General features: G+C 70.5%; 12 protein-coding genes. 5 read left to right on the forward strand and 7 right to left on the reverse strand.

The features are described 5' to 3' along the window. Positions 1 to 91: 91 nt before the first annotated feature. Together FHS22_RS36120 and FHS22_RS36125 are read left to right on the forward strand one after the other, a co-directional pair. Complete coding sequence (locus tag FHS22_RS36120; protein WP_184948704.1) at positions 92 to 850, forward strand: NucA/NucB deoxyribonuclease domain-containing protein; 759 nt, start codon at positions 92 to 94, stop codon at positions 848 to 850. Positions 851 to 968: 118 nt separating this feature from the next. After that, complete coding sequence (locus FHS22_RS36125; protein WP_184948705.1) at positions 969 to 1,574, forward strand: hypothetical protein; 606 nt, start codon at positions 969 to 971, stop codon at positions 1,572 to 1,574. A 372-nt stretch (positions 1,575 to 1,946) separates the two neighbouring features. On the opposite strand, the gene FHS22_RS36130 is transcribed toward FHS22_RS36125, so the two are convergent. Genes FHS22_RS36130 through FHS22_RS36140 form a run of 3 tightly spaced genes read right to left on the reverse strand, consistent with a single transcriptional unit; the run spans position 1,947 to position 4,810 of the window. Further along, positions 1,947 to 2,993 (reverse strand): integrase core domain-containing protein, encoded by a 1,047-nt coding sequence (locus FHS22_RS36130; protein WP_221474558.1) that lies wholly within the window; start codon positions 2,991 to 2,993, stop codon positions 1,947 to 1,949. Positions 2,994 to 3,052: 59 nt separating this feature from the next. Next, on the reverse strand, positions 3,053 to 3,709 hold the full coding sequence (locus FHS22_RS36135; protein ID WP_184948707.1) for an MFS transporter: 657 nt from the start codon (positions 3,707 to 3,709) through the stop codon (positions 3,053 to 3,055). A gap of 9 nt (positions 3,710 to 3,718) precedes the next feature. Then, on the reverse strand, positions 3,719 to 4,810 hold the full coding sequence (locus tag FHS22_RS36140) for an integrase core domain-containing protein (protein ID WP_184948708.1): 1,092 nt from the start codon (positions 4,808 to 4,810) through the stop codon (positions 3,719 to 3,721). A gap of 303 nt (positions 4,811 to 5,113) precedes the next feature. On the opposite strand from FHS22_RS36140, the gene FHS22_RS36145 reads away from it, so the two are divergent. Next, complete coding sequence (locus tag FHS22_RS36145; protein WP_184948709.1) at positions 5,114 to 5,485, forward strand: DUF6247 family protein; 372 nt, start codon at positions 5,114 to 5,116, stop codon at positions 5,483 to 5,485. Further along, complete coding sequence (locus tag FHS22_RS36150) at positions 5,486 to 5,734, forward strand: hypothetical protein (RefSeq protein ID WP_184948710.1); 249 nt, start codon at positions 5,486 to 5,488, stop codon at positions 5,732 to 5,734. Positions 5,735 to 5,824: 90 nt separating this feature from the next. Here FHS22_RS36150 and FHS22_RS37575 read toward each other — a convergent pair whose 3' ends face one another. From FHS22_RS37575 to FHS22_RS36175, 4 genes are all read right to left on the reverse strand, one after another. Beyond that, positions 5,825 to 6,364, reverse strand: coding sequence for a transposase (locus FHS22_RS37575; RefSeq protein ID WP_221474559.1), 540 nt, complete (start codon positions 6,362 to 6,364; stop codon positions 5,825 to 5,827). A gap of 100 nt (positions 6,365 to 6,464) precedes the next feature. Then, positions 6,465 to 7,817, reverse strand: coding sequence for a TIGR02679 domain-containing protein (locus tag FHS22_RS36165; protein WP_184948711.1), 1,353 nt, complete (start codon positions 7,815 to 7,817; stop codon positions 6,465 to 6,467). A 55-nt stretch (positions 7,818 to 7,872) separates the two neighbouring features. Then, the gene (locus FHS22_RS36170; RefSeq protein ID WP_184948712.1) at positions 7,873 to 12,111 is read right to left on the reverse strand and encodes a TIGR02680 family protein; all 4,239 of its coding nucleotides are present in this window, start codon (positions 12,109 to 12,111) and stop codon (positions 7,873 to 7,875) included. Next, positions 12,108 to 13,511, reverse strand: a complete 1,404-nt coding sequence (locus FHS22_RS36175; RefSeq protein WP_184948713.1) for a TIGR02678 family protein — start codon at positions 13,509 to 13,511, stop codon at positions 12,108 to 12,110. Before FHS22_RS36175 ends, FHS22_RS36170 begins: the two co-directional genes overlap by 4 nt. Before the next feature lie 98 nt (positions 13,512 to 13,609). Here FHS22_RS36175 and FHS22_RS37580 point away from each other — a divergent pair. Then, on the forward strand, positions 13,610 to 13,805 hold a 196-nt coding region (locus tag FHS22_RS37580; RefSeq protein WP_221474560.1), incomplete at its 3' end, for a hypothetical protein.

A 13,805-nucleotide genomic window follows, 5' to 3' on the forward strand; every position in this document is an offset into this window, starting at 1 on the left:
AGACACCTGAATGGTCAGCAGGGTCGCGCTCGTTCGCAACTCGCCATCAGCAACCGGTCAAACCATCACGAATCTCACCAACGCCGGGGCCGTGGCACGATGGGGGAAGGGCATTCCAACGAATGACCTGATTGCCCCCAGCTTCCGCTGCGATTGGAAGCTGAACGGAAAATTCGGAGAACAGCATAAGGGCGGCTGCATCAACATCAGAGCCGACCGCGTCTTCGTAATGTCCAAGAGCGGCAATCATAACTTCCGGTTTGTTATCGAACACATCGAAGATGCGTTGAACCAAAACAGGAACGCTGACACCTTCCCGCCATTTCGCCCAGGAGACACAACCAAGGGGCGAGAGGATGTCAAGTACCCACCGATAAAGGGGCCGACGGGGACTGAGCAAAAGAAGATCATTTCAGGGAACTATGCTGCGCCACCGAACACACCCGAAGGTTACCCGCTATGGAGAGGCGCCGACGATAACGAGGATGTCAACCGAGCCGTCTTCTCCAGGCACACTATCTATGTACCCGGGGACGACGATTTCCCATTGCTGGGAAGCACCGGGAATTACTGCAAGTATTACAACAAAGACCTCTATCTGAAATACGGCAACAAGCAGCTCGTAGACAACGGAGCTCTTCAGTGTGATGAATATCCTTTCGCCTCCACTGAGCAGGGAGCGGCCATAGACAAGATTAACTACTCCGTCCGGGCGGTCTTCACAAGTCATAATCGGGAGCATGGAAAAGCTCTCCAGGCATTCTATGGTGAGTATCGGCTCATCACGTATGATCCAGACAAAACCCCCACCAAGGTCGGCGACCCTTTCTGGGTGAAGATCGTGGACTAGGGTACGGGCGACTGAGGTGCAGCCAGTCTCAGTCGTAGATAGCAGGGGTGCCGGGCAGTCGCCCGGCACCCCTGCACTCCATGTTTTCGTGAACAAGGTCGCAATACAAGGAGAAGAGATGAAAAACCCAGAACAGGCACTCCCCGCAGAAAATCAGTGGGACCTGCTGGTCGAGCACAATCTTTACTATTATTTTCATGGGCTCTGGGTCGAGAGTGACGATCCGGAAGAAGTTTCCCGGCTGCTTCGGGTGGACCCAGAAACAAGACTGGAGTGCGACCTGGAAACGCTGATCGAAATGTACCAGGGACCGCAGGCGGACACCGTCTGGATCGGCCCGCATGCACCCGGCTGGACGCATGTCATCGCCTTCGGCCTCTATTCGTACCACCCCGCCATCCGCAATCTGGCAAAGCGGCGCGTCTTCGAGATCTGTTACGACGACGACCAGTATGACCTTGACTTGCTATACTTCTACTACGACGGTGAGCGAATCGGAAACGCCACTCCGCCGGAGGAGGAGGGCGGACACATGCACCTCTCCGACTACAGGGTTTATGCCAACGGGCTCGCACTAGGCGAGGATCGAGACCTCCGCCGGCACCTCCACCTCATGCTATGTATGGTAGGTCGAATCACGGGACGCTTCCTCGACCAGGAATGGTTCACCTCGACCCGAACCCTTTACCGCATCCCTGAGGGGAACTGGGAGGAGAACTGGTGACAAGTATTCCCACAAGCTGGATAAACCGTCGACTCGCAGATTATCGGCCCAGCTCAACGGTGAGCAAAAATAAGATTATAGAGTGTCTGAAAATTCATAATCGAGGTGCTCTGAGGCGGTGCATGAGCAGTATGCACATCGCGGCGTAGATGACGTTCTCCGACGTCGTGATCAGATATTCGTAGTCGCGCGACAGCCGTCTATAACGGCTCAACTAAGAGAAGGTGAGCTTCACTATCCAGCGGCGCAGGGTCACTCCGATGCGCGGTACCTTGCGCGGCGGTGCGTCGTTTCTGGCCCAGGTGGAGCGCATGTCCTGTACCGCTTCAAAATCCATCGCATAGGGCTTGAGCTGGGCGTTCTCCGGAACGGCTATGCGGCTCGGTGGTACTCGTTGATCAGCCCGCCGAGCACCTTCCGGCGTTCGATCCGGCCTTCCAGCGGTACGGCGGCCCGCCCGTCGTGATCGGGTGGTCGCTGCGCGCGGGACTGGTGCGGCCTATGCTCGTTGTAGTGATCGACGTACTCACCAAGCACCGAGCGCAGGTGCCGTTCGTTGTAGATCAGCATGCGGTCGGTGCACTCGGCCCGTACGGTGCGCACCCACCGCTCGGCGTAGCAGTTCGCCCGCGGCGTGCGCGGCGGTGTCTTGACCACCGTCACGCCCGCGCCGGCGAAGATCGCGTCGAAGGCACCGGTGAACTTGGTGTCCCGGTCGCGGATGAGGAAGCGAAAGGAGCCGATCCGGCCGCCGAGGTCCATGAGCAGGTTGCGGGCCTGCTGGGCAGTCCAGGTGCCGGTCGGGTTGGCGGTCACGCCGAGGAGGTGCACGCGCCGGGTGGCGACTTCCATGACGAACAGCACGTACAGGCGCTTCAAGGAGATCGTGTCGACGTGGAAGAAGTCGACGGCCAGCAGTCCTTGCGCCTGGGCGCGTAGGAAGGCCCTCCACGAGGTGTCGACGTTTCGGACCCCCGGGCCGGACCGTCGGTGCCGGAGGATCCGGCGTACGGTCGCTTCACTGACCCGATAGCCGAGCCGCACCAGCTCACCGTGCACCCGACGATATCCCCACGTCGGATTCTCCTTCGCCAACCGCACCACCAACTCCCGGATCTCCCTGCTTATCCGGGGACGGCCGGATCGGCTCGGATACGTCCAGGTGCGTTGGACCAGGCGGTGATGCCAGGCCAGCAGGGTGCCCGGTGTCACCAGCCGATGAGCCCGCAACCCGGGTGACAGGAGCCGGGCCAGCGCGGCCAGGACCGCCCGGTCGGCCCAGTCCGGCTTCGGCTGAGCGATCTGACGGCGCAGCACCGCCACCTCATGTCGCAGCACCATGATCTCAGCATCCTTGGCCGCCTCACTTCGGCCCAGCAGCACCAGCCAGCCGAACACCCGGATCACGACCAGATACATGAGACGGAGAGACACAAGAACCGATCTTGCCCGTACACCGCACCAGGTCGACCCGCAGGTCAAGCATCCTGCGATGACTTTTGGAGCACTACAGGCACGACCACGGTGGTGAGCAGTACGGGGCCGACAATCGACTCGGCAGTCGAACCGAGGCTGAAAACAGAGAGGTACTCAGCTCGCCGCTCGCCAGGCGCCAATTCGTACGAGACTCCCCAGGACCCCGCCGACTGCCACATCTCGCCCGCCGTGAGCATGACGACCGCGGTCACGACGAGGACGGTGGCGACGACCGCTCCCATCCCGGTCGACAACCCCAAGAGAAGGCAGCAGGAAGCGAGCGCGACGGCCGCCCACCGCATCCGGTGAGCGGCAACGGCAAGGTCCTCGCATCCGCGTGAGGCTCGTACCTGACAGAGCACCACCACAATCGTGTTGACCAGCACAATCACGCCGGTCAACTGCGGCGGCGCCGGGGTGCGGGTGACGATCCACAGCGGGATACCGACAGCGAGCAGCGTCACGTGCAGGACGAGAACCGCGTTAAGCGCGGTCAGTATCAGATAACGACCGTCACGAAGTGAGGCGAGGCCCTGCCACGAGCCGCTCCGACGCGCACTGGCCGCCGAGGCGATCAACGGCAGTCGGCTCAGGAGCGCGGCAGCCAGGAAGAACGTGACCGCATTCGTGAGAACAATCTGCGGGTGCCGAAAATTCATCCGTCCAGGTCAAGCCGCATGCCGGTACTCCCTGAGAACACCACCGAGTCGATCATGTCGGCGGACATCGAGCCGGACGATCCAGGCTCGGTCGGCGCCCGAGCGGGGCAGCGGTCGGAGCGGAGCGGCCTGGTGGAGGGCCCGGTGCGGCCGGTGACCGTTGTAGAACACCTCGAACTCGCGCAGGACATGAAGCAGGTGGCGCTGGTTCCAGATCAAGGTGCGGTCCAGCAGTTCGCGCCGGCAGATCTGAATCCACCGCTCCATGATCGCGTTCATCCGGGGGATCCGGATGCCGGTCGTGACGACGCGAAGTCCGGCGCCGGCCAGCACAGCGTCGAAGGCCGCGGTGAACTGGGCGTCGCGGTCGCGGATGAGGAACCTGGCCGTACTGCCCGCGTCCTGCAGGTCCATGACGAGGTTCCGGCCGAGCTGGATGACCCACTGGCCGGTGGGGTGTGCGGTGGCGCCGAGGATTCGGATGCGCCGGGTGGCGTGCTCGATGACGGCGAAGACGTACAGCCGGGCCCCGGTCAGGGTGCGGACTTCGAAGAAGTCGCACGCCAGCAGGGCGTCCGCCTGGCTGCGTAAGCAATCGGCCCAGGCGGTGTGCTGTCGCTCGGGCGACGGGTCGATGCCGTGAACCTTCATAATCTCCCACACGGTGGAGGCGGCGACCGTGACGCCGAGGGCGACCAGCTCGCCGTGGATGCGCCGGTATCCCCAGGAGGGATTCTCTCGGGCCAGGCGCAGCACCAGCAGGCGGATGGAAGAGATGGTGCGCGGGCGCCCTCGACGCCGAGGCGTGCAGGCCGCGGCGTGGCGACGCCGCAGCAGGTCGCGGTGCCAGCGCAGGATGGTCTCCGGGCGCACCAGCAGCGCAAGGTGTCGCAATTTACCCATCGACAGGTGACCGAGCAGCCCGGCGAGCACGAAGCGGTCACCGGACGTGAAAGCAGGCTTGGACACCTGGCGCTGCAGGACCGTCAGCTGGTGCCGCAGCACCAAGATCTCGATCTCCTTGTCACGATCGCTTCCCGGCAGCAGCCGTAGGAACGCGAAGACGGTCGTCACGATGAGGTAGACCAGACGCAGCAGCACGACAGATCATCATGCCGCGGCGGCGCAGACCTCGCGGCTCCAAGACTCGAGGCACGTGATCACCACCCAGCACTCTGGCCTGCGCGGATGAATTTCCGGCACCCACAGACCCCCGGCAGGGCCATGACCTGGCCGGATGACATTATCGGCAGGCACAGACGGAGAGGCATGAGAACCGATCTTGCCCGTACCACCGCATCAGGTCGATCAGCAGGTCAGCACCCTGCGATGACTTTTGAAGCGGTACAGGGTCCTGCTCGGTAGGCTAGGCACAGGCAGCATGAACAACCGGAGGCGCTCGCGATGACCGCTCAGCACCACGAACCGGGGTCCGCCCGAGCAGTGCGGCAGATCCGCGCCTCCCTCCAGGCCGACCGCAGCCCGCGCAACATCCGGGCCTGCCTGCCCGCGGCCGACCGTGAGGGCTTCGATACCGACTACCGCGAAGCGCTGCGCCGCGCCGGGGATGAGCTGGACCTGGCGCCGCTGCATGCGTGCGTGGAGGCATGGCGGCGTACCGCCATCCTCAAGGCCGATGCCGACGACTACGCACAGCTCGTGCAGACCGCCGAGCGCGTTCAGCAGCGGGCCGATCGCGGCGAACCCACCGGCGGCCTCCCCTGGGACGATGCCTTTGCCGAGCGCCTCCGTGCCCGCCTGAGCACGGGCGGATAGGTGTATAGCGTCGAACTCGATCCGATCGCCCAACAGCAGGCCGAAGCGCTGCCCACTACGGCGATCACCGCTTTCCTGGAGCTGCGCGCCGCTCTGGAACTCCAGCCCGGGAGCGGGGAGCCACTCGCCGCGAACAACCCGAAGGCCAACATGCTCACCCACACCTTCGGCAGCGCAGGCATGATCACTTACTTCGTGGTGGAGCATCTGCGGCTGGTCTATATCGTCCGCGTCCACTGGCTCGGCTGATCCTGCGGGTGCCGAAAATTCATCCGGCCAGGTCAAGTAGTGTGCCGGTACTCTCTGAGGACTGCGCCGACCCTGCTGGTTAACTCGGGTTCATGCGGCCGGGGCGAGGTCGGCCAGTTCGAGGCGGGCCAGATGGCTGGTGCGGGTCCGATCCAGAGGATGGCCGTTCCACCAGGCATCCAAGCGGATCAGGTTGAGCGCGACGGCGGAGAAGACGTGTTCGAGGTGGACCTTCTTCAGCCCGCGGTAGCGGGCGCGGCGTAGCCCGCAGACCGCGATGGCCTGACGGACGGTGCCCTCGACTCCGGCGCGGAGCTTGTACCTGTCCTGCCGGCCGGACCGGCTCGGATACGTCCACCGGCGTCGGACCAGGCGGCGGTGCCAGGCCAGCAGCGTGCCCGGCGTCACCAGCCGATGCACGCGCAGGGCAGAGGGCAAGAGCCGCGCCAGCGCGGCCAGGACCGCTCGATCGGCCCAGTCCGGCTTCGGCCGGGCGACCTGACGCCGCAGCACCGCCACCTCATGTCGCAGCACCATGATCTCGACATCCTTGGCCGCCTGGCTTCGGCCCAGCAGCGCCAGCCAACCGAACAGCCGGATCAGGATCAGGTAGAGGAGACGGAGAGGCACAAGAACCGATCTTGCCTGAGCCGCCGCATCAGGTCGATCCGCAGGTCAAGCGCCCTGCGATGGCTTTTGAAGCGGTACAGGTTTTCCGGCAGCCGCAGAGTCACCCGGGAGACACCAGGTCGGCGAGGAGAGACGGAAGGAGACGCTCCTCCATGACCGCTCTGTCACGGGAGGCCATCAACTCGGCCAGTTCCGGATCCCATGAGCTGCCCGCGGACGGCCCCGCCAGCGGAGTGGACTCGCCCTCCGCCAGGCCTGCCGCGTAGTCGGCCGCGGACATCCGCCAGGGCGCCGCGCCGTACCGGGAGATCGCGCGGTCGACGATGCGCAGTCCGGCCCAGTCGAAGTCGGCGCGCCACCGCAGGCGGGCGCCCGCGGCCGCGGCGGCGTCGAGCAGCCGGTGGCAGGCCGCTGACGGGACGCCTTCGGTGCAGACCAGCGGGACCGCGCGGGCGCCCAGCTCGGCCGCGGCGGTACGGAGGACCGCCGGGTTCTCGCAGACGTGGATCTCACCGGCGGCGGGGAGCACCGGGGAGACGGTCTGCTGGTGCAGTGTGAGCCGGAAGGGGATGCCGTGTCGGGCCGCCTCGTCAAGCCAGCCGGAGACGACGCCCGCCGGGCTGGTCCGGACGTTCAGCACGAGGACCTGGCTGGCCAGGTCGTCCACGATCACCCCGGCGGACTCCCACAGCCGCCGCTGCCCCGCCCGATCCCCCGGTACGGCGGGCAGCCCGCAGCGCAGTGCCAGCGCCCGCAGCACGAGTGAGGCCAGCGGCGATCCGGGGGCCAGGGACTTGGTGTCCCCGGTGGCCCGTTCGGCCAGTACGGGCAGCGCGAGCGTCTGACCGACGGCTCCGGAGGAGAGTGCGGAGGCTGCTACGGAGGCGGCGGAACCGGCCGCTCCGGCGGAGATGACGGGACCGGCACAGGCAGCGGAAGCGCGGGAGCCGGGGAAGCCGTCGGGAGGCGCGACGGGCAGGAGGTCGAGGACACCGGTCGCCAGGCCGACCAGGCGGCCGTCGCCGCGCCGCAGGAGCCGGGTGAGGGTGCCGTCCGAGGCCATGCCGTCCAGCCATGCCGAGAACCACGGCTCGGCGGCGTGGCGGCCGCCCCCGGCGGCGGCCAGCAGGCGGTCCCGCTCCCGGTCGAGAGCCGCGCGCTCGGCGGCGCGGTCCCGGATCGGACCGCCCAGCCTGGTCAGGACCTCCCGCAGGCCCGCGCCGTACCGGGCCGAGAGCGCGGCGTCGAGTTCGGGCAGGGACACGGTGAGCCGCTTCACCGACTCGGGACGGTAGCGACCCGTGATGCCGATGACCACGCGGCGCTCGGCCTCCGACGGGTCGTTCAGGCCGACGGACCCGGCCACGGTGCCGCCGCCGCGCTCCAGCCTGCGCCGGGCGGCCTCCAGCAGCCGGGTCCACCCCTCGCCCTCCGGCCCGTCCTCGGGAGTCATCGATCACCTCCGGCGCGGAGAACCCCGGCTTCCGGGCCAGGGCCCTTGACTCGGCTCATCCGTCGACCGGGACCGGATCCCCGGCGATCCACTGCGGATCCGTCGCGGCGTCATCCGGGCCGGACACCGGCGACGGCTCGGCGGGGGCGACCCGCCGGGCGCCGGGCGAGCCCAGCGCGGCGGCCAGTTCGCCGGCGTCGTCGGCGAGCAGCGTCGCACCGTCCCAGACCAGCAGCAGAGCGCTGACGGTGTGGTCGACGGGGGAGTGCGCCAGGTCGTAGTGAGCCGCGGCGGGGACCGCGGCGTGTGTGGCCCACAGATCGTAGCCGGTCATGAACAGGTCCAGGTCGAACTGGGCGGCCAGCGACATCAGCTCGCCCCGGCCGGTGTCGTCCACCCCGGCGAAGGCCTCGTCGAGCGCGAGCAGCCGGGGCGCGTCCGGGCGGGCCGAGTTGAGCATCGCGTGGGCGGCGGCGAACAGCGGCAGGTGCAGCGAGACCGATTGCTCTCCACCGGACAGGCGGCTGTGCCGCGCCCGGGTCAGCCGCTCCTCTCCGGTGCCGGGCCGCACCAGCTGGAAGGCGAAGTGCCGCCAGCGGCGGTAGTCGAGGACCTCGGTCAGCAGCTCCCGGTAGGGCCGGTCCCGGTGCCGGGCCCGGGCGTTCTTGATCTGGGCGGCGAAGTGGCCACGCATCCGGCCCAGGTCGTCGGGGCCGAGGCGGGCCGCGTCGCCGTCGAGCAGGGCGCAGACCGCCCGCTGCCCCTCCTCCAGGTTGTCGGCGAGCAGCCAGCTCACGCCGACCGTGGTGCCCGAGGACATGCGGCGGGAGCGCATCTCGGTGTTCATCCGGCGGATCAGGTCGCGGGCGTCCACGGTGCGGTCGTGGATCTGCTGGGCGAGCCGGGTCAGCAGCGCGTCCTCCAGGATCCGCTGCTCGGACTCCGAGAGCAGCTGCTGCTGGTCCCGCCTGCCGGCGGCGATCTTCTCGGCGAAGGCGCCGGCCGGCAGCGGCCCCTCCTCGTCGGCGATCCGGACCACGATCACGCCGTCCGCGCCGTCCCACTCGGGACGGTAGTCCTGGTCGGCGGCGGTGAGCTGGGCCTGCAGGTCCTCCAGGGCCTTGGTCAGGCGGGTGGTGGACTGCTTGAGGGAGATCTCGGTGGGGGTGAGGTCGCGGGTGACGGTGAGGATCGCCTCGTGGACCGCGCGCACCGCCGGGGGCAGTCCCTCCCCCAGCCAGTCGGCGTCCTGCGCCGGCCAGGCCAGGCCCGGCGGGCACCTCAGCACGTCGAGCAGTTCCCGCCGGGCGAAGGGCGCCAGGTCGCGGGCGGTCTGGCGCTCCTCCCGCAGCGCGACGCCGAGGGCCTCCCCGGCCGCGTCGAGGCGGGCGCGCGCTGCGGCGGCGGCCGACAGGGACTCCCGCTCGGCGTCGCGAGCGGCGTTCGTCTCCCGTTCGGACGCGGTGATCGCCGCCTCGGCCCGCTCGACCTCGGCCAGCACCTGTCCGGCCTCCGCGCCGACCGTCGCTTTCAGTGCCTCCAGTTTCGCGGCCTCCTCGGTACGGCGACGCCGCGCGGCCCGCTCGGCCTCCGCGGCGGCCGCCTCGTCGCCGGCCGCCTCCTTCAGGCGTCCGGTCGCGGTCCCGGCCGTCTCCCGCTGCCGCGCCTCCTCCCTGCGCCGCCCGGTCAGCGCCGCCGCCGCGCGTTCGAAACGCCGGACGGCCGCCGCCACCCCGTCGACCGCGTCGGAGGCGAGCGCGCGTTCCGCCCCGGTACGGCGCAGCGCCCGTTCGGCCGCGCCGGACGCGGCGACGGCCTCGTCGTAACCGCGCTGGGCGGCGTCCGCGCCGTCCCGGGTGGCGCGCAGCCGTCCGGCGGCCTGCTCGCGGGCCCGCAGGGCCGCCGTGATTCCACCGGTCCGGGGCAGCGCGGCACGGGCGGCGCCGACCGCGTCGAGCACGGCCTCGGCAGCGTCCGTCCGGCGGTCGAGGGCGGCCAGCGTCTCGGCGATCGCCGCCAGGCGGGCGTCGCACTCGGCCAGCCTGGCGGCGCGGCGCCGGGCGCGGGCGGTGGCGCCGACGTACTCGGCGTGCTCCTTGTGGTGCGCGCCGAGCAGGACGCCCTGGAAGAACCGGCCGTCCTCGGTGATCAAGGGCTGCCCCGTCCGGCCCTTCCCCGCGGGCTCGGCGGAGAACAGGCCGCCTCCCCCGCCGAGGTCGCCAAGACTGACAGGACCGTCGGGGCCGCCGCCCGCCACGGCGACGGACCGCAGGATGCCCAGGATCCGCTCGGCGGGCACGGGAGCGTCCTCCTCGGGGACCAGCAGGTCGGCGAGGCTCGGCCCGGGACTCCCCTCGCGTTCGACCAGGTAGGCGTCCGAGTCTCCGGCGCGGACCGGCTCGGGCGCGGGCGTGACCCAGGCGTCCAGGATGCCGGCGGCCTCCAGCGCCGCCTCGACCGCGGCCGCGGCCTGCGCGGACACCCCGTCCCGGAACCGGACCAGCCGCCACAGCGGCGCCCCCGCCCTGCCCTCGCGCGACGCCGTACGGGCCGGATGCGCGGGCGGCGCGTCGTCGCGCTCGGCGGCGATCAGGCGCCTCTCCTCCTCGGCGGCGGCCCGCTCGCGCCCCGCCTGCTCCCGCTGCCCGCGCAGCCGCGCCCGCTCCTCCCGCGCCTCCTGTACGGCAGGCGCCACCAACTCGGCGAAGACCGTCTCCAGCGCGGGGGCGTCCGGCTCGCCCACCTGGTCCAGGGCGTCGGCCAGCGGCCGCGGCTCGGGCAGGACCTCCCGGTGCCGCTCCGCCCAGGCCGCCAGCTCCAGGCGTGCCGATGCTCTGGCCCGGTCCATCTCCTCCTGCGCCGAAGCGGCCTCCCGCTCGGTCGCCGCCACGGCCTCCGCCGCCCGGTCCAGTGCCGCGCGGGCCAGGTCGCGGGCCTGTTCGGCCCGGCCCAGGGCCGCCGCCGCGGCCCGCACCGCGTGGACGTCGTCGTCCCTGGCCGCGATCCGGCCGCCGACCCGGTCGGCGAAGCCGTCCTCGGCCGCGTCGGCCGCGCTCCAGGAGATCCCCCCGGCCGCCGCCGCGTCGGCGACCTCGGCCGCGGCCCGGGAGACCGCGGCCTCCAGCTCGGTCAGGCTCCGGCGGGCCGACTCCAGTTCGGCGGCGGCCCTGGCGTGAGCGGCGGCGCGGCGCTCCAGCTCGCCGCGGGCCGCGGTCTCGGCGTCGGCGCAGGTCCGTACGAGTCGTTCCAGGTCGGCCAGTTGCTGGAGCGCCTCGTAGGCCGCGCTCGACCTGAGCTGCTCCAGCCTGGCCCGCAGCCCGGTCAGCACGTCCTCGGCCGTGGTCAGCCGCTGCTCGGCCTCGGCCCGGTCCTGTTCGGCGGCGGCGAGCCGGACGGCCACCTCGTCCCGGTCGCGGCGGCGGGCCTCCACGTCGTCACGGCGGCGGGTCAGCGCGTCGGCCGCCCAGCGGGCGTGGACCCGCAGGTAGGTGGTATAGCTGGACAGGAAAGCGGCCGTCGCCTCGTCGGCGGCGACCAGGCCCTCCAGGGTGCGCTGCACCGACTCCATGTCCTCGAAGGACCGTGCGGCCTCGGCCACCAGGTCGTCGTCGATCGGACGCAGTCCCTCGGTGAGGGTGTCGGAGAGCTTCGCCGGATCGAGGTTCTTGGCCAGCTGCGGCCGGCGCAGGGTGAGGATCAGGGTGATGAGCTGCTCGTAGCGCTCCCGGCCCAGGCCGAACAGCCGCTGGTCGATCGCCACCCGGTAGTCCGACGAGGAGGCGAGCAGGGTGTGCTCGCCGAGCTCCTCGGCGAGCTGCTTGCGGGTCATCGGCCGGTCGTCGGCGGTGAGCAGGGAGAAGTCCTCCCCCACCCGGCCCTCGGCGACGAAGTGCCAGCGCACCGGGGTGTCGCGGTGCCGCTGGGCGTGCAGCCCGATGCCCACGGTGACGGCCTGCCCGGTGTCGCGGCGCCGGAACTCCAGCCAGACGTAGCCGAGCCCGGTGTCGTTCCCCCGGAAGAGCAGGTTGGACTTCATCGTCCGGTCCTCGGAGGCGAACGGGTTGAGCCGCTTGGGGTCGATCCGCCCGTCCAGCACGAACGGGAACAGCACCTCCAGGGCCTTGGTCTTGCCCGAGCCGTTGGGCCCGCGCAGGACCAGCCACCCGTTCGCGAACGTGAACTCCTCGTCCCGGTAGTCCCACAGGTTGACGATGCCCGCCCGGGTGGGCACGTAGCGGCCCTGCGGAGCTTCCCCGCCGGCCGGGCGGGGGGCTCGTTCGCTTCTGGTGCTCATGCTGGTCCTTCGAAGAGCGCGGTCTGGGAGCGGGACTTCACCTCGGCCGTGACGCCGCGGTAGCGGGCCAGCGCGGGCAGCGCGAGCACGCCGCCCTCCACCCTGGCGACCAGCCGGAGCGCGGCGAGCAGCCGTACGGCCTCGGCCAGCAGCCGGTCCGGATCGGCGCGCCAGGTCGCCCCGAACGCCGTACCGTACTCGCCCACCAGGGCCTTCATGGCCGTGCGCAGCCAGGTGTCGGGGAGGAACGGACGGGCCGCCGCAGACCCGTCGGACCCGTCGGACCCGTCCCGCGCCGTGCCGGGCGCCGCGGAGCCACCCTGCGCCCCGCCCGGGGCGGGGCTGTCGTCCGCCAGGTCGTCCAGGAGGTTCCGGTACGGCAGCGCCGCGTCGATCCTGGCGGCCGTCTCGGCCAGGAGCTCGGCGGCGGTCGGCGCGGGCAGCGAAGCGGGCCTGCCGCGCCGGTTGGCGGGGCCGCAGTAGGCGGCGATGCGCGCGGCCAGCAGCAGCGCGGCCTGCGCGATCGTCCCCCCGCCGGGGAAGCGGACGTCGGACAGCCGGCCGGAGGTGTCGATGATCGCGACGCCCTCGGCGCGGCGCTCCACGCCGAGACCGGTCAGCCGCTCCAGGTCCTCGGCGAGGGCGGGCGCGCGGAGCTGGCCGAGCAGCGACTCGTCGACGTCGGCGTAGTAGACGACGGGCTGCTCCAGCACGAGCCGGCGCGCCCTGCGGGCCGCGGCCCTGCGCACCGTGGCCTGCCCCTGGGCCAGGCCGCGGTCGGTGTCGAGCAGCGCGGTGACCGAACGCAGGTGCTGCAGCACCCGGCTGGGGCGGTAGACCGCGCCGACGACCTCCCGGTCGATGTCGTAGAGCGCTTCGGCCCGGTCGGGGTTGTTCACCCAGTCGGCCGCCGAGCCGTCGGCGAGGGTGAGCGCGCCGCGCCGCTCCAGCCAGGCCACCGCGTCCACGAAGGCGTCGCGGTCGGGCTTGCGCTCGGTGTCCATGCCCAGCCCGTCGATCCGGCCGGCGTCGGCGGCCACCGCGTCGGCCAGTTCGCTCAGCGCGATCTGGGTCCCTGCACGGCCCAGCGCGGCCAGGGTGAGCATGAGATAGGCGTAGCGCCTGCGGTCGAAGGGCCGGTCGGTCCGGGTGAGCGCGGGTCTGGTGGAGTCCAGCGTGTCGTGGACGCGCAGCAGCCGGGCGGTGTCGCCGGTGGTCAGCAACCGGTAACCGAACACCTCGAACAGGTCGGTGCGCAGCTGTGCAGCCCACCGCCGGACCAGTGGCAGCGCGGCCCGGTCAGGGTAGGCGGTGGTGATCAGCGGGTGGCGCAGCAGCAGCCGCACCGCGCGCTGGTAGTCGGCCAGCTCCAGCGGGCTGACCCCTTCAGCGACTCTCATCGGCCGTACGCCCTCCTCGCTCGCCTCGGGCTCCGCCGCCTCATGAGATCTCCAGGCGCAGGCCGTCCAGGTGGAGCCGTCCGCGGACGGTCGTGACCGTGGTCGAGCCCTCGCAGGGGCGCAACGTCAACCGCACGCCGTGCGCCGAGCCGCTGGCCACGGGGGACATCGCCGGTCCCGCGGCAGCACCGGACATCGCCGGTCCCGCGGCAGCACCGGACATCGCCGGTCCCGCGGCAGCACCGGACATCGCCGGTCCCGCGGCAGCACCGGACATCGCCGGTCCCGCGACGG

Source organism: Thiemannella venezuelensis, assembly GCF_014203605.1.
Lineage (GTDB): Bacteria > Actinomycetota > Actinomycetes > Streptosporangiales > Streptosporangiaceae > Planomonospora_A > Planomonospora_A venezuelensis.